The organism is Kocuria sp. U4B, assembly GCF_054875615.1.
The window spans coordinates 1343847-1359020 of the sequence record NZ_CM142180.1; the positions used below are offsets into that span (position 1 = coordinate 1343847).

At 74.3% G+C, this 15174-nt stretch carries 15 protein-coding genes, 1 tRNA gene and 1 riboswitch; of the genes, 5 read left to right on the forward strand and 11 right to left on the reverse strand.

The annotated features are described in order from the left end of the window. Positions 1-23: 23 nt before the first annotated feature. Entirely contained in the window at positions 24-917 is an 894-nt protein-coding gene (locus ACYSMR_RS06385) for an aminotransferase class IV (protein WP_461747709.1), read from the forward strand. A 4-nt stretch (positions 918-921) separates the two neighbouring features. On the opposite strand, the gene ACYSMR_RS06390 is transcribed toward ACYSMR_RS06385, so the two are convergent. The 10 genes from ACYSMR_RS06390 to ACYSMR_RS06435 all read right to left on the reverse strand — a co-directional run bounded on the left by ACYSMR_RS06390 (position 922) and on the right by ACYSMR_RS06435 (position 11211). After that, a complete protein-coding gene (locus ACYSMR_RS06390; protein ID WP_461747710.1) occupies positions 922-1722 on the reverse strand; it encodes an energy-coupling factor transporter transmembrane component T family protein in 801 nt (266 codons plus the stop codon). Continuing rightward, positions 1719-3329: an ABC transporter ATP-binding protein gene (locus ACYSMR_RS06395; protein WP_461747711.1), complete on the reverse strand. Its 1611-nt coding sequence runs from the start codon at positions 3327-3329 to the stop codon at positions 1719-1721. The genes ACYSMR_RS06390 and ACYSMR_RS06395 overlap by 4 nt, the downstream gene beginning before the upstream one ends. After that, positions 3326-3940 carry an ECF transporter S component gene (locus ACYSMR_RS06400; protein ID WP_309125024.1) on the reverse strand — a complete coding sequence of 205 codons (615 nt, stop codon included), beginning with the start codon at positions 3938-3940 and terminating at the stop codon, positions 3326-3328. The genes ACYSMR_RS06395 and ACYSMR_RS06400 overlap by 4 nt, the downstream gene beginning before the upstream one ends. A gap of 85 nt (positions 3941-4025) precedes the next feature. After that, positions 4026-4147, reverse strand: a riboswitch (TPP riboswitch). 130 nt (positions 4148-4277) lie between these two features. Next, entirely contained in the window at positions 4278-4544 is a 267-nt protein-coding gene (locus ACYSMR_RS06405; RefSeq protein WP_251331629.1) for a DUF4235 domain-containing protein, read from the reverse strand. A 57-nt stretch (positions 4545-4601) separates the two neighbouring features. Then, entirely contained in the window at positions 4602-5036 is a 435-nt protein-coding gene (gene mnhG / locus ACYSMR_RS06410; RefSeq protein WP_308222155.1) for a monovalent cation/H(+) antiporter subunit G, read from the reverse strand. After that, a complete protein-coding gene (locus ACYSMR_RS06415) occupies positions 5033-5305 on the reverse strand; it encodes a monovalent cation/H+ antiporter complex subunit F (RefSeq protein ID WP_251331630.1) in 273 nt (90 codons plus the stop codon). The genes mnhG and ACYSMR_RS06415 overlap by 4 nt, the downstream gene beginning before the upstream one ends. Continuing rightward, a complete protein-coding gene (locus ACYSMR_RS06420) occupies positions 5302-5979 on the reverse strand; it encodes a Na+/H+ antiporter subunit E (protein ID WP_251331631.1) in 678 nt (225 codons plus the stop codon). The genes ACYSMR_RS06415 and ACYSMR_RS06420 overlap by 4 nt, the downstream gene beginning before the upstream one ends. Continuing rightward, the gene (locus ACYSMR_RS06425) at positions 5976-7613 is read right to left on the reverse strand and encodes a Na+/H+ antiporter subunit D (RefSeq protein WP_251331632.1); all 1638 of its coding nucleotides are present in this window, start codon (positions 7611-7613) and stop codon (positions 5976-5978) included. The genes ACYSMR_RS06420 and ACYSMR_RS06425 overlap by 4 nt, the downstream gene beginning before the upstream one ends. Then, a complete protein-coding gene (locus tag ACYSMR_RS06430) occupies positions 7610-8101 on the reverse strand; it encodes a Na(+)/H(+) antiporter subunit C (protein ID WP_251331633.1) in 492 nt (163 codons plus the stop codon). Before ACYSMR_RS06430 ends, ACYSMR_RS06425 begins: the two co-directional genes overlap by 4 nt. Further along, on the reverse strand, positions 8098-11211 hold the full coding sequence (locus ACYSMR_RS06435) for a Na+/H+ antiporter subunit A (RefSeq protein ID WP_251331634.1): 3114 nt from the start codon (positions 11209-11211) through the stop codon (positions 8098-8100). The genes ACYSMR_RS06430 and ACYSMR_RS06435 overlap by 4 nt, the downstream gene beginning before the upstream one ends. A gap of 199 nt (positions 11212-11410) precedes the next feature. Between ACYSMR_RS06435 and ACYSMR_RS06440 the strand changes: the two genes are divergently transcribed. Continuing rightward, on the forward strand, positions 11411-12721 hold the full coding sequence (locus ACYSMR_RS06440) for an MFS transporter (RefSeq protein ID WP_251331635.1): 1311 nt from the start codon (positions 11411-11413) through the stop codon (positions 12719-12721). A gap of 2 nt (positions 12722-12723) precedes the next feature. Here ACYSMR_RS06440 and dcd read toward each other — a convergent pair whose 3' ends face one another. Next, entirely contained in the window at positions 12724-13299 is a 576-nt protein-coding gene (gene dcd, locus ACYSMR_RS06445) for a dCTP deaminase (RefSeq protein ID WP_251331636.1), read from the reverse strand. 107 nt (positions 13300-13406) lie between these two features. Between dcd and ACYSMR_RS06450 the strand changes: the two genes are divergently transcribed. The 3 genes from ACYSMR_RS06450 to ACYSMR_RS06460 all read left to right on the forward strand — a co-directional run bounded on the left by ACYSMR_RS06450 (position 13407) and on the right by ACYSMR_RS06460 (position 15073). Then, positions 13407-13477: transfer RNA gene (locus ACYSMR_RS06450), tRNA-Gly, on the forward strand. A gap of 137 nt (positions 13478-13614) precedes the next feature. Continuing rightward, the gene (gene panD / locus ACYSMR_RS06455) at positions 13615-14061 is read left to right on the forward strand and encodes an aspartate 1-decarboxylase (protein ID WP_251331637.1); all 447 of its coding nucleotides are present in this window, start codon (positions 13615-13617) and stop codon (positions 14059-14061) included. 85 nt (positions 14062-14146) lie between these two features. Further along, entirely contained in the window at positions 14147-15073 is a 927-nt protein-coding gene (locus ACYSMR_RS06460) for an AEC family transporter (protein WP_251331638.1), read from the forward strand. Positions 15074-15174 lie beyond the last annotated feature (101 nt).

Genomic DNA, 15174 nt, shown 5'->3' on the forward strand with positions numbered 1-15174 from the left:
CGGACGCACCGACAGGAGAGCCCGTGACCAGCACCGTCGTCGTCCTCGACGCCGCCCGCCCCGAGGGGGCCCTGGTCGACCCGGCCGTCCCGCTCGTGCGGATCGACGACCAGGGCCTCACCCGCGGGGACGGGGTGTTCGAGACCATGCGCGCCGTCGACGGTCGGGTGCAGAAGTTCGAGGCCCACTACCAGCGCCTGACCGCCTCCGCCCGGCTGGCGCAGCTGCCGGTGCCGGACGCGGCGGTGTACCGGGCGGCGGCCGGGCTGGCCCTCGCCCACGCCGCCCCCGGCGGGGAGGGCGGTCTCGGCGCGGAGCACAGCGTGAAGATCGTGGTCAGCCGCGGCACCCCCGAGGACGGCCCCTGGTCGTGGATCGCGGTGACCCCCGTGCCGGAGTCCACGTTCCGTCAGCGCCGCGAGGGCGTCGACGCGGTCCTGCTGCCGCGTGGGCACGACCCCGCCCAGGACGCCGGGTACCCGTGGCTGCTGCCCGGCGCCAAGACCCTCTCCTACGCCGTCAACATGGCCGCCCTGCGCCACGCCCGCTCGCTCGGGGCGGACGAGGCGGTCTTCACCGCGGAGGACCGGCGGGTGCTGGAGGGGGCGACGTCCTCGGTCATCTGCGCCCGCGTGCGCGAGGGCGCGCGCACGCTCGTGACGCCCGAGCCCTCGCACGGGATCCTCCCCGGGACCACCCAGGCCAAGATCTTCGCGGCCGCCCGCCGGGACGGCTGGGAGCTCGGCTACGGGCCGCTGTACCCCGCGGACCTCATGACGGCGGACGCCGTGTGGCTCGTCTCCAGCGTGCGCCTGGCCGTGCCGGTGCGCCGGCTCGACGCGCAGCCGCTGCCGGTGGACCCGCAGCTCACCCGCCTGGTCACCGCCTGGGTCACCGGGGACGCCCCGGCCGGCTGAGGGCCTAGGCGTCCCAGATGAAGCGGTGCTCCCCCAGCAGCACCGACACCCCGAGGGCGCCCGCCGCCAGGGCGAGGCAGCCGCCGAGCACCACGGCGTCCCGCCACGAGTAGCTCGGCACCCGGGCCCACGTGCGCGGCCCCGCGCCGAAGCCGCGGGCCTCCATCGTCACGGACAGGCGCGTGGCCCGGCGCAGCGACTGCACGAGCAGCGTGAACGCCTGCCCGCCGAACTCCCGCAGCGCCCCGGCCGGGCCGTGGCCCGCGCCGGCGCCGCGGGCGCGGCGGGCCATCACGAGGGTGTTCCACTCGGCGACCATCACGCCCACGAGGCGCAGGGCCGCGAGGGAGGCGAGGACGAAGCGGGCCGGCAGGTGCACCGTCTGCGCGAGGCCGTCGGCCAGGTCCGTGGGGTCGGTCGTGAGCACCACCACGAGCCCGGGCAGGGCGAGGGCGAGCCCGCGCAGGGCGATCGCCCCGCCCGCGGCGACCGACCCGGCGGAGAGCTCCGTGACGCCGAGGTCCGCGAGCACGGGCCCGGAGTCCTCGGCGAGCAGCGCCGTGCCCCACCCGCTGACGAGGGCCGCGACCACCACGGGCCACGCGCGGGCGAGGAGCGCGAGCGGGCGCCGTCCGGCCAGCCCCAGGAGCACGAGCTCGCCGAGCAGCACCACGCCCGAGGTCACCGCGTCCGCGCTCACCACGAGCACCGCCGTGAGCAGCAGCGCACCGGCGAGCTTCGTGACCGCGCTGGTGCGGCCCAGCAGCGAGGCGCGGGCCGCCGGACCCAGGAGCTCGGTACTCACGGGCCCTCCTCCGCCGGCCGCGGGGCCCGGACGCCGTGCGGCGGGCTCCCGCCCAGGTCCAGCACGTCCGCGCCCAGCGCCCGGACGAACTCGGCGTCGTGGGTCACGGCGAGCACGCACGTGCCGGCCGCCACGAGCTCGACGAGCAGGTCCACGAGCTCGGCCCACGTCAGGGCGTCCTGGCCGAACGTGGGCTCGTCGAGGACGAGCAGGTCGGGCGCCGTCGCGAGCACCGTGGCCACCGACAGCCGGCGCTGCTCGCCGCCGGAGAGCGTGAAGGGGTTGGCCTCGGCCACGTGGGCCAGCCGCAGCCGGGCGAGCAGCTCGTCGGCGCGCCGGCGCCGCTCCTCGGGGTCCGCGCCGGCCAGCCGCGGCCCGTGCTCGAGCTCCGCGCGCACGGTGGGGCGCAGGAACTGGTGCTCGGGCTCCTGGAAGACGGTGCCGATCCGGGCCACGAGCTCCCGCCCGTCCCACGCCAGCGGGTCGGGCCCCGCGCCGCGCGCCAGCGCCGGGTGGGCCGTCACGCTCCCGCGCACGGGCGCGAGCAGCCCGGCGAGGGTGAGGGCGAGGGTGGACTTGCCGGCCCCGTTGGGTCCGGTGAGCGCGAGGGCGCGCCCGCGGCGGAGGGTCAGCGCCACGCCGTCCACGGCCGTGGGCAGGTCCCGCCCGGCCACGGCCTCGGCCGCGGGGCGCCCGCTGCGCAGCCCGCGGCGCCGGGCCCGCAGCTGCCGCCGCGTGGGCTGCCGGCGGGAGACGGCCAGCTCCTCGGCGCCGAGGAGGGCCTCGCCGGGTCCCCCGGGGCGGGGGGCGGGGCGGGTCGGGGGCACCCAGCCGGGCACCCACACCCCCGCCGCGCGCAGCTCGGCCCCGGCGGCGCCGAACACCTGCGCGGGGGGCCCGTCGTGGGTGATCCCGCCGTCGCGGCCCAGGACGACGACGCGGTCCACGGCGTCGGCCCACACCGCCGTCCGGTGCTCCACGACCACGAGGGTCGCCGCGCTGCGCTCCAGGCAGGCGAGCACGGCGTCGCGGACCTGCTCGACGCCGGCGGGGTCGAGGTTCGCGGTCGGCTCGTCGAGCAGCAGCAGCCCCGGTTCCATGGCCACCGCCCCCGCCAGCGCCAGGCGCTGCTTCTGCCCGCCGGACAGGGCCGAGGTGGGGTGCTCGAGCGGCAGGTCCAGGCCCACCCGGTCGAGGGCCTCCCGCACGCGCGGCCAGATCCGCTCGCGCGGCACGGCGAGGTTCTCGAGCCCGAAGGCGGTGTCGTCGCCGATCCGCGAGAGCACCACCTGGGACTCGGGGTCCTGCTGCACCAGCCCGGCCCGGCCGCGGGCCTGCTCGGGGGGCACCCCGTCCAGCAGCAGCTCGCCGAGTCGGGACTCGCCGTCGTCGTCGTGGAGCACGCCCGCGAGGGCGTGCAGGAGGGTGGACTTGCCCGCCCCGCTGGGACCCAGCAGCAGCACCCGCTGCCCGGGCTCCAGGACGAGGTCGACGCCGTGCAGGGACGGCTCGGCGCGGCCGGGGTGGTGCCAGCCGAAGCCGCGGGCCTCGACGCGGGCTCCGCGGGCGGGCGCCGGGGCCCGGGACGCCGCGGCGGGCGCGGTCACCGCCGCGCGGCCCGGCCCGAGGCCAGGCCGTCGAGCACGCCCGTGGCGGCCAGGGCGCGGACGGCGGCCCACATGAGCAGGCCCGCGAGCACGGCCCCGGACACCGCCGCCAGGACCACGTAGACGACCTGGTGGGAGAACGCCCACTCGTAGTTGTAGAGGATGTTCTCGTTGACGCCCAGGAAGATCCCGCTCACGGCGCCGGCGGCCGCGGCGGCCAGCGCGTCGAAGCGGCGGTAGCGGAACGCGGCGAAGGCGAGCTCGGCCCCGATGCCCTGGAGCAGCCCGGAGAGGACCACGAGCCAGCCGAAGTGGGTGCCCAGGAAGCCCTCGATGACCGCCGCGAGCAGCTCGACGAACAGCGCGGCGCCGGGCTTGCGGATCACGAGCCCGCCCAGCACGCCCGCCACGAGCCAGCCGCCCGCGATGAGGCCCACGGACGGCGGGTAGGCGACGGAGGCGGTGCTGATCAGCGGGTAGAGCAGGTTGGACCACGCCCAGAAGACGACCGCGCACACGGCGGCGAGGACGGCGGCCACGACGATGTCGACGACGCGCCAGGACCGCTGCCGGGACGCGCGGGGGGCGGGGCGGTGGGTGGTGGTGTTCACGGTGGGTTCCTCCTGGGCTCTGCGAGCCGTCGGTGCCAGGAGGGGAAGGATCCGGGCGGGCGCGGGCGGTGCCCGTCCGCGAGGACCCCTGAGGTGCTCGACTCCCTTCGCCGGTGCTAACCGGAGCAGGTTCGAGGGTCTGCGGTGATCCGCACTCTCAGCGCCTTGCCGCCGTCGCCGGCGGGGTGCGCTCCCCTGTCGTTCAGTGGCACCGAGTCTACCCCTCCGGGGCGGTTCCCGCCGACCGGTCCCGCGCAACGGGCGGAGGGGCGGCGGCGCGTCCCTCCGGGGTGCCGGAAGGGGCGCGCCGCCGCCCCTCGGCGGCGTGCGGAACGGCTCAGACCTCGGCCTGGCTGGCGGCCTTCGGCTTGGCCTCCCACTTGGCGATCTGGCGGGTGATCCCGACCTTGATGACGGTGCCCACCAGGCCGGTCACGAGGGACCAGATGATGATGCCGGTCCAGGCCTCCTCGGGGTCGGGGTTCTTGGCGGGCGGCGGGTTGCCGGTGACGCGCTCCCACACCGTGCCGAGCGCCCGGTGGGACAGGGCCACGCCGCCGAGCGAGGCGCCGGTGCCGAGGAGGTTGAGGATCTGGCTGTTCATGGACTGCTGCTCCTTGTCGTCGGGGCGGCGCGGGTGCGCCCGGGGATCCGTCCCAGCCTAGCGCGTCCCGGCGGGTCCGTCAGTCTGCTGTCCGTCGGCGGAGGGCGCGCCCGCGGCCGCTCCGGGCGCGGCGTCGCCGCTCGTGCGGTTGAGCACCTCCTGCAGGTCGTCCTGGGTGAGCGTGGCCCGGTTGAGGTGCTTGGTCCGGTAGGTGGACCGGCCCACCATGTGGGCCGAGACGGGCACCGTGAGCAGCTGGAAGAGCCAGCCCAGGGCGATCAGCGGGGCCATCACCGGCTCTCGGTTCTCCAGCGCCACGGCCGTGAGCATCAGCAGCAGGCCGAAGACCTGCGGCTTGGTGCCGGCGTGCATGCGGGTCAGCAGGTCGGGGAAGCGGACTAGGCCGATGGCGGCGCCCAGGGACATCAGCGCGCCGACCACCAGGCACACGGCCGCGGCGGCGTCCAGGACGGTGTCGACCACGGCGCTCACCGCCCGTGCTCGGCGGTCTGGGTGGCGAAGCGGGCCACGGTCACGGAGCCGATGAACCCCACCAGCGAGACGATCACCATGAGAATGAGGTTGTTGAGGTGGCCGTGGTAGGTCATCTCCACCGCGAGGCCCGCGGCGACGATCGCGAGCAGCACGTCGGCGGCCACGACCCGGTCCAGCAGGGACGGGCCCTTCGCCAGCCGGTACAGGGTTCCCGCCGCGCCCGCGCTCAGCAGCACGACGGCGACGACGACGGCGATCTCCATCACGGGCGCTCCTCCTCGGGGGGTCCTCCGGCCGGCGGCGCGCCCTCCCGGCGGGCACCGACGATCTGCTGCTGGGCGGTGACCGGGGAGCCGATGGCGGCGGTTCCGCGCTCCTGCTCCCCCGCGGCCCCGCCCCGGCGGCGCTCGGCCCGCAGGGCCGCGAGCTCCTCGCGGGTGCCCATGATCCGGATCCAGGCGGCCTCGATCCGCCGCACGGCCCGGCGGAACGCCTCGGCCTCCTCCGGGGTGCGGATGTTGAGGGCGTGGAAGTACAGGGTGGCGGTGGAGCGGTCGACCTCCACCACGAGCGAGCCGGGGATCAGGGACATCGTGTGCCCGGTCGCGGTGATCAGCAGGTCCGAGCGGGTGCGCAGCGGGACGCCGATCACGGCGTTGCGCGCCCGCGGCCCCACCAGGATCGCCACGAGCATGACCTCGACGCTCGCCTTCGCGACCTGCCACACGAAGGTGGCGGCGAAGAGGACGAACTGCAGCGGGTCGAACCGCCCGGACAGCTGCACCGGTGGCAGGTACAGCACCCACGTGACGAGCAGGGCCAGCAGGAGGCCGAACACGAGGTTGCCCGCGCCGAAGTCGCCCCACAGCGCGCCCCACACGAGCACGAGCCAGACGAGCAGGGGCAGCTCGACGAGCAGCGGGTTCTTGGGCCGGGTCACGGGGCTCCCTCGACGGCGGGGCGGGAGGAGCCGGGGTCCAGGACGGCCCCGACGTAGCGGTCGGGACGGACGAGGTTCTCCGCGGCGTTGTCCGCGAGCTGGAACAGGGGCTCGGCGAAGACGGTCAGGGCCACGCCCACGGCGACCAGGGCGGAGGTCGCCCCGAGCATGGACGGGGACATCAGGCGGACGTCGCCCTTGCCCGCGAACCGTCCGTCCTGGCCGTCCACCGACCCGGAGGAGCGCAGGAAGCGCGCCCCGGCCGGGACGGGGGCCAGCAGGATGGGGTCGGGGTACTCGGCGTCCTCCGGGGCGCGCAGGAAGACGCGGTTCCACACCCGGATCAGGGCCATCAGCGTCAGCAGGGACACGAGCACGGAGCCGGCGACCAGCACGTAGGACAGCCAGTCCCCGCGGTCCACGCCGGCCTGCAGGAGCCCCGTCTTGCCCAGGAACCCGGAGAACGGGGGGATGCCCCCCAGGTTGAGGGCGGGCACGAAGTACAGCAGCGCCAGCACGGGGGCGATCCGGGCCAGGCCCGCGAGGCGGTCGACGTTGGTGGACCCGCCGCGGCGCTCCACCAGCCCCGCCACGAGGAACAGGCTGGTCTGGATCACGATGTGGTGGGCCACGTAGTAGACGGTCGCCGACAGCGCCTGCTGGCTGCCCACGGCCACCCCGAAGACCATGTAGCCGATGTGGCTGATGAGCACGAAGGAGAGCATGCGCTTGATGTCGATCTGGGCCAGCGCGCCCAGGATCCCCACGACCATCGTCAGCAGCGCCACCCACATCAGCAGCCCGTCGAGCCGCTCCCCCGGGAACAGGAGGGTCTCCGTGCGGATGACGGAGTAGACGCCCACCTTGGTGAGCAGGCCCGCGAACACGGCCGTGACCGGGGCCGAGGCCGTCGGGTAGGAGTCGGGCAGCCAGAAGGACAGCGGGAAGACCGCGGCCTTGATCCCGAAGGCGATGAGCAGCATGAGGTGCAGCTGCAACTGGGTGCCCACGGGCAGGGCCTCGAGCTTGCCGGCGAGGTCGGCCATGTTGATGGTGCCCGTGGCCGCGTAGATCATCGCGATGGTGATGAGGAACAGCACCGAGGAGATCACCGAGACCACCACGTAGGTGACGCCCGTGCGGATCCGCTGCGCGGTCCCGCCCATGGTCATGAGCACGTAGGACGCGGTGAGCAGGATCTCGAAGCCCACGTAGAGGTTGAACAGGTCGCCCGCGAGGAAGGCGTTGGACACGCCCGCCACGAGGATGAGGAAGGACGGGTGGAAGATCGAGATGGGCCCCTCCGCGTCGCCGTCGGCCACGCCCTGGCCCGTCGCGTAGACGAGCACGGCGAGGGAGACGACCGTGGAGACCACCAGCATCAGGGACGAGAGCTGGTCGACGACCATGACGATGCCCCAGGGCGCCGCCCACCCGCCCAGGTGCACGGCCTGCGGGCCGAGCTCCCACGTGCCGGCGAGCACCGCGGACTCGACCACGAGGCTGAGCACGAGCGAGCCGATGGCCACGATCCGCTGCAGGTTGGTGCGCCGCAGCAGCACGAGGCTCAGGGCCGCGCCGAGGAACGGGATGATGACGGCCAGGGGGGCGAGCTGGGCGACGTGGACGGTCATCGGCCCTGCCTCCGCTCGGCCAGGGGGTGCCCGGGGGCCTCTACGGCCTCCTCCGGGTCGTGGCGGCGCGGGGCCTCGTCGAACTCGGTGGTGTCCTCGGGCACCTCGGCGTCGTCCTCGACGTCGTAGGACGACTGCCGCGCGACGCGCCGGTCCTCGACGTCGTCCTGGATCTCGTCCCGGCGCCCGAGCACCCAGGAGCGGTAGATCATCCCGAGCAGGAACGCCGTGACGGCCAGCGAGATGACGATGGAGGTGAGGATCAGCGCCTGGGGCACCGGGTCGCTGTAGTCCTCCGGGGCGATCGCCTTGTCGTAGAGGGGGGCGAAGCCCGGCACGCCGCCGGTGTGCAGGATCAGGATGTTGGTGCCGTTGGTGAGCAGCATCAGCCCGAGCAGCACGCGGGTCAGCGAGCGCTCGAGCAGCAGGTACACGCCCACGGCGTAGAGCACCCCCATCACGACCAGCAGGGTCAGGTTCACGCTCATCGGCTCTCGCCCCCTCCGTCGATCACTGCGCCGCCGGGCGCCCCGGCGGGCACGGCCCGTCCGGCCGGGGCGCCCGCGGCCGGGCGCTGCCGCGAGACCCGGATGCGCGTGCCGCGGGTGCGGCGGCGGCGCAGCACGGCCTCCTCCTCGATCCGCTCGTCGATCCGCCCGCCCAGCGAGCGCAGGATGTCGAGGATGAGCCCGACGACGATGAGGTAGACCCCGATGTCGAAGACCAGCGCGGTCACGAACTTCTCGTGGCCGAACAGCGGCAGGTCCGCCTCGAAGGTGTAGCTCTGCATCACGGCGCCGCCGAAGAACACCGGGGCCAGGGCGTAGAGGGCCGCGATCGCGAGCCCGGTCCCGAGCATGGTGCCCGCGTTGATGGGCGTCGCCCGCTCGAGCTCGTAGCGGCCCCCGGCGAGGTAGCGCACGGCGAGCGCGAGCCCGGCCATCAGCCCGCCGGCGAACCCCCCGCCGGGGTCGTTGTGCCCGGCGATCAGCAGGTAGAGCGAGACCATCATGAACGTGTGGAACAGCAGGCGGGTGACCACCTCGAAGACGATGGAGCGCCGCTCCGGGGCCAGGGTGCGCCCGGCCAGCAGGTAGGGGTCCTCCCCGGGCTGCTCGGACTGCCCGAACCGGCGCGCGAGGTCCATCTCGGGCTCGCGGCCCCTGCGGTCGACGGCCACGGCGTTGCGGCCCCGGATCACGCGCAGCTGCTCGGTGTCGGGGCGGTCGCCGGAGCGCACGATGCGATCCCCGCGGCCCGTGACGAAGATCAGGGACGCCACGCCGGTCGCGGCGAGCACGAGCACGGAGATCTCGCCGAAGGTGTCCCACGCGCGGATGTCCACCAGGGTCACGTTGACGATGTTCTCGCCGTCGCCCTGCTCGTACGCCAGGCGGGGGAACTCGAGGGAGATCGGCTCGGCGCTGCGGGAGGAGATGCTGAACGCCGCGAGCGCCATCATGAACAGCCCGAAGGCCACGGCGATGGACCCGCGCAGCAGCCGGCGCCCGGTCGGGTTGCGCTGCCACAGGGGGGCGGGCAGGGAGCGCAGGGCGAGCACGAAGGCCACGAGGGAGACCGTCTCCACGAGCGTCTGGGTCAGGGCAAGGTCCGGGGCGCCCTGCAGGGCGAAGGTGAGGGCGACGCCGTAGCCGGTGACGGAGACGAGCAGGACGGCGAGGAAGCGCTTCTGGGCCAGCGGAACGAGCAGGGCCGCGACCACCATGACCGCGCCGGCGAGGACCTGGCCGGGCCCGTCCGCGATCCGCAGCTCGCCCAGCGGCGGGGTCTCCTCCCAGTAGAGCGCCACGGCGGGCACGGCGATCGCGGTGACGAGGATGACGGAGAGGTAGTACATCAGCGAACCGCGCTGGGTGCGGCCGGTGATCCACACGGCCACGAGGTCCAGGACGTTGATGACCCGGCGGTAGACGAGCTCTCCCGGGGGCAGGGCGGGCAGGGCGCGCTGGAGCTCGCGCAGGGGGCGCTTGCCGAGGTGCAGCAGCGCACCGGCGCCGATGATCAGCGCGGACAGCCCGAGCGCCGGGCTCAGCCCGTGCCACAGGGCCAGGGAGAAGTGGTGCTCCCCCGTGCCGGGGAACTGGTCCACGTAGGGCTGCAGCATCGCGGCGACGGGGGCCGGCCACAGCCCGTACGCGACGGTGAGCGCGGAGAGCACGAGCGGGGCCGCGAGGAACGCGGGCTCCACGCGCTGCATGTCGCTGATCACGGACTTCCCGCCGACGCCGGCCTCGAGCTCCGAGAAGCGGGCCGACTTGTGGGCGAACCCGCCCCACACGAAGCGGGCGCTGTAGGCGAAGGTCAGCACGGAGCCCAGCACGAGCCCGGCGAGCACCACGACGCCCGCGGGGTCCTCGGCGGCGTGCACGAACGCGGCCAGCACGGCCTCCTTCGCCACGAACCCGGCCAGCGGCGGCACCCCGGCCATGGAGGCGGCGGAGACGAGCGCGACGGCGAAGAGCACCGGCACCCGGCCGGCGAGCCCGGACAGGCGGCGGATGTCGCGGGTGCCGGCCCGGTGGTCGATGATCCCGACCACGAGGAACAGCGCCGCCTTGAACAGCCCGTGCGCCAGCAGCATCGCCATCCCGGCCTGCGCGGTGTCGGCGGTGCCGTGGCCGACGACCACGACGAGGAAGCCGAGCTGGCTGACGGTCCCGTAGGCGAGCACGAGCTTGAGGTCGTAGTGCTTCAGGGCCGCCCAGCCGCCGAACAGCATGGTGCCCAGGCCCAGGACCGTGACGGCCGGGGGCCACAGCGCCGTCTCGGCGTAGCCGGGCGCGAGGCGGGCCACGAGGTAGATCCCGGCCTTGACCATCGCGGCGGCGTGCAGGTACGCGGAGACCGGGGTCGGGGCGGCCATCGCCGAGGGCAGCCAGAAGTGCAGCGGGATCAGCGCGGACTTCGTCACGGCGCCCACGAGCAGCAGCAGCACGGCGACGTCGACCACGGTGCCGCGCCGGGCGAGCTCGGGGGCCGCGGCGAGCAGCTCGGAGATCCGGTAGGTGCCGGCGGTCTGCCCGAGCATCACGACGCCGACGAGCATGGCCAGCCCGCCGGCCGTGGTGAGCACGAGGGCCTGCAGGGCCGCGCGGCGGGCGGAGAGGCGGGTGCGGTTGTAGCTGATGAGCAGGAAGGACAGGACGGTGGTGATCTCCCAGAAGACGAACAGCAGCAGCAGGTCGTCGGCGGTCACCAGCCCGAACATGGCGCCGGCGAAGGCCAGCAACTGCGCGCCGAAGGGGCCGATGTCGTCGGCGTCGGACTTGAAGTAGCGGGCGCAGTAGAAGAGCACCAGGGAGCCCGCGCCGAGCACCAGCAGGGACATCGACCAGGCGAGGGCGTCCATCCGCAGCACGAGGTCCAGGTGCAGGGAGGGGATCCAGCTCCCGCCCTCGGTCCAGCCGCCCTGCGGCCCCGCGGCCGGCCCGTACACCCGGGGGGCGGAGGCCAGCAGCCAGACGAGGCCGGCGAGGGGGACGGCGGCCAGGACGTAGAACGCCGCGCGGCCCAGCCGGTCGAAGATCAGGGGCGCGACCGCGGCCATCACTGCGTGGAGCAGGAGCACGGCGGTCATCGGGCGCCTCCGGGGGTCGGGGAAGGATGATCGGCGCGTAGCGCGACCTCGGCGGTGGGCGTCATGCGGGCGCCGCCGCGGGCGGCGCTCGCGACGGTGCGGGGGTTCCCGGTCGTCCCCGGGAGGTTCCACCCTATCAAAGGCGTTTTTCCGGCCCGTCTCCCGCTCCCGGGGCCGGCGCGCGCCTAGCATGGCAGCCATGGACGCCGCACCCCCCGCCCCCTCGTCGGCCCGCCCCGCCGCCCCCTTCGTGCCCGACCGCCGCCACGTGTGGGCGTGGAGCCTGTGGGACGTGGGCTCGGCGGCGTTCAACGCGGTGATGACCACGTTCGTGTTCACCGTCTACCTCACGGGCGAGCCGTTCGGCGGGGAGGACCACGCGTCCGAGGTGCTGGGCTACGGGATGGGCGCCGCGGGGGTGCTCGTCGCCCTGCTCGCCCCCGTGGTGGGCCAGCGCAGCGACGGCGCCGGGCGGCGCAAGCTGTGGCTGGGGGTGAACACCATGCTCACGGCGCTGCTCACGGCGCTGTGCTTCTTCGTCTACCCGCAGTACCCGTTCCTCTGGCTGGGCGTGGGCCTGCTGGCGCTGGCCAACGTCTTCGACGAGTTCGCGGTGGTCAACTACAACGCGATGCTGCCCGGCCTCGCGGGCCGCGAGCACATCGGCCGCGTGAGCGGGCAGGGGTGGGCGATGGGCTACTTCGGGGGCATCGTGGCCCTGACGATCGTGCTGTTCGGCTTCATCACGCCCGGCCTGCTGGGCCTGCCCGAGGAGGACGCCCTCAACGTGCGGGCGGTCGCCCTGTTCTCCGGGCTGTGGATCGCCCTGTTCTCGGTCCCCGTGCTGCTCACGGTGCCGGAGGCCCGCCCGGTCCGCACCGGGCCCCGCCCCTCCGTGCTGCGCTCCTACCGGCAGCTGGGGGCGACGCTGCGGGAGCTGTGGCGGGACTCCCCGCAGACCCTGCGGTTCCTGCTGGCCTCCGCCGTGTTCCGGGACGGGCTCAACGCGGTGTTCACCTTCGGCGGCGTGCTCGCGGCCGGCACCTTCGGCTTCAGCCTCACGGACGTCATCGTCTTCGCGATCGTCGGCAACGTGGCCGCCGGGGCGGGGGCGCTCGTGGGCGGGCGCCTCGACGACCGCGTGGGCCCCCGGCGCGTCATCGTCGTCTCCCTGGTCGGGGTGATCGCGGCGGGCACGCCGCTGCTGGTCCTGGACGGGACGGCCGCGTTCTGGGTCTGCGGGCTGCTGCTCTGCCTGTTCGTGGGCCCGGCGCAGTCGGCCTCGCGCACGTTCCTCGGCCGGCTCACGAGCGCGGGGCACGAGGGCGCCCTCTACGGGCTCTACGCCACCACGGGCCGGGCCGTGAGCTTCCTGGCGCCCACCCTGTTCGCGGTCTTCGTCTCCGTGCTGGGGGCCCAGCGCTGGGGGATCCTGGGGATCCTGCTCGTCGTCGCCGCGGGCACGGTCCTGCTGCTGGGCGTGCGCCCGCCGGAGGACCGGCGGGACTGAGCTCAGATCGGGGTGCGGGTGAAGCCGAGGTGGCTGCGCGACGCCGTCGGCCCCCGCTGCCCCTGGTACCGGTTGGCGTAGGCGCCGGAGCCGTACGGGTGCTCGGCCGGGGAGGACAGCCGGAAGAAGCACAGCTGGCCCACCTTGGAGCCCGGCCACAGCTTGATCGGCAGCGTGGCCATGTTCGACAGCTCGAGGGTGACGTGGCCGGAGAAGCCCGGGTCGATGAACCCGGCGGTGGAGTGGGTCAGCAGCCCGAGCCGGCCGAGGGAGGACTTGCCCTCGAGCCGGGCCGCGATGTCGTCGGGCAGGGTCACCTTCTCGAAGGTGGCGCCCAGCACGAACTCCCCGGGGTGCAGCACGAACGCCTCCTCGGGGTCGACCTCCACGAGCCGGGTCAGCTCCGGCTGCTCCACGGACGGGTCGATGTGCGCGTACTTGTGGTTGTCGAAGAGCCGGAACCAGCGGTCCAGCCGCACGTCGACGCTGGCGGGCTGGATCATGGCGGGGTCGTAGGGCTCGAGGACGACCCGGCCGCCGTCGAGCTCCCGGCGGATGTCGTGGTCAGAGATCAGCACGGTCCCCAAGGTAGCGCACGGGCCCGGCGCCCCACCGGGCCCGTGCGGTGGTGTACAGTGTTCTGGTGTCCCCGTCCGGCGCGTGCGCCGAGCGGGACCGAGGACGCGCGGCCGTAGCTCAATGGTAGAGCGCACGCTTCCCAAGCCTGATACGCGGGTTCGATTCCCGTCGGCCGCTCTCGAGACCGAACGCCCCGTGCCCCCGGCACGGGGCGTTCGTCGTCCCCTCCCCCGGGGCGGGCCCCTCCGGTAGAATCGCCCCGGCGCCCGCCCGGGCGACCTCCGCACCCCGCTTCCGAGGAGCCCTGCCGCGTCATGCTGCGCACCATGTTCAAGGCCAAGATCCACCGGGCGACCGTCACCCAGGCGGAGCTGCACTACGTCGGGTCGGTGACCGTCGACCAGGACCTCCTCGACGCCGCCGACATCCTGCCCGGCGAGCTGGTCGCCGTCGTCGACGTCACCAACGGCGCCCGGCTCGAGACCTACACCATCGCCGGCGAGCGCGGGACCGGCGTGGTCGGGATCAACGGCGCGGCCGCCCACCTCGTGCACCCCGGCGACCTCGTCATCCTCATCAGCTACGCGCAGATGGACGACGCCGAGGCCCGCGCCCACGTGCCCACCGTCGTCCACGTGGACGGGGACAACCGGATCGTGGACCTCGGCACGGACCCCGCGGAGGCCCTGCTCGAGGGCGTGTCCCGCCCCCCGCACTCCCGCCCGCTGGCGGACGCGCAGGCCGAGCTGCCCACCGGCTGAGCCCCTGCCGCCCGGACCGGTCCCCCGGATGGGATAGAACTGTAGGGGCCCGAACCCGCGGGCCCCCACAGCGCGAGGAGGGCCCGTGACCGGAGTGTTCTCGGGGTTCTTCATCGTCTGGGCCATCATCATCGCGGGCTACCTGGTGGGCCGCCGCGGCGTGCTGGGCCCGCACGGGCAGGAGATCCTCAGCAAGTTCTCCTTCTACGTGGCCAGCCCGCCGCTGCTGTTCCTGACGATCTCCGAGGCCGACATCGCCCGGATGTTCTCCGCCCCGCTGCTCGTCGCCGCGGTCTCCGCCCTGCTCACGACCCTCGCCTACGCCGGCCTCGCCCGGTGGCTGCTGCGCCGGGACCTCGCGACCACCGTGATGGGCGCGCAGGCAGCGTCGCAGGTCAACTCGGCGAACCTGGGCATCCCGATCGCGACGTTCGTGCTCGGGGACGCCACCCAGGTGGTGCCCGTGCTGCTGTTCCAGCTGGCGATCAACACCCCCGTCTACCTCACCGTCATGGACACCCTCACCGACGGGCGGCGCCCGAGCCTGGGCTCGGTCCTGCACAACGTGGTCACCAACCCGATGATCGTGGGCTCCGCGCTCGGGATCCTGTTCGCCGTCACGGGCTGGCAGCTGCCGGAGGTCGTGGAGCAGCCCGTGCGGCTGGTCTCCGGGGCCTCCATCCCGGCGATGCTCATGGCGTTCGGCATCTCGCTGGTGGGGGCCTCGCCCCTGCGCCGCGGCGCGGGACCGCGCCGGGACGTGGCGCTCGCCGCCGCGTTCAAGCTCCTGCTGCACCCGCTGCTGGCGTTCGTGTTCGCCCGCTTCCTGCTGGGCCTCGACGGGCACCTGCTCTACGCGGTGGTGGTGATGGCGGCCCTGCCCACCGCGCAGAACATCTACGTGGCCGCGGTCCGCTACGGCCGCGCGGAGGTGCTGTGCCGCGACACGGTGCTCGTCACCACGGTGGTCGCGATGCTCACCATGGCGGGCGTGGCGCTGGTCCTGTCCTGATCCGCCGGGCGCCGCCGGGCCCGCGCGGCCCCGCGCGCCGCGTTCAACGACTGCAAACCATCAGGTTACTGGTCTGTGAGGTAAGCCACCCCTAGACTGAA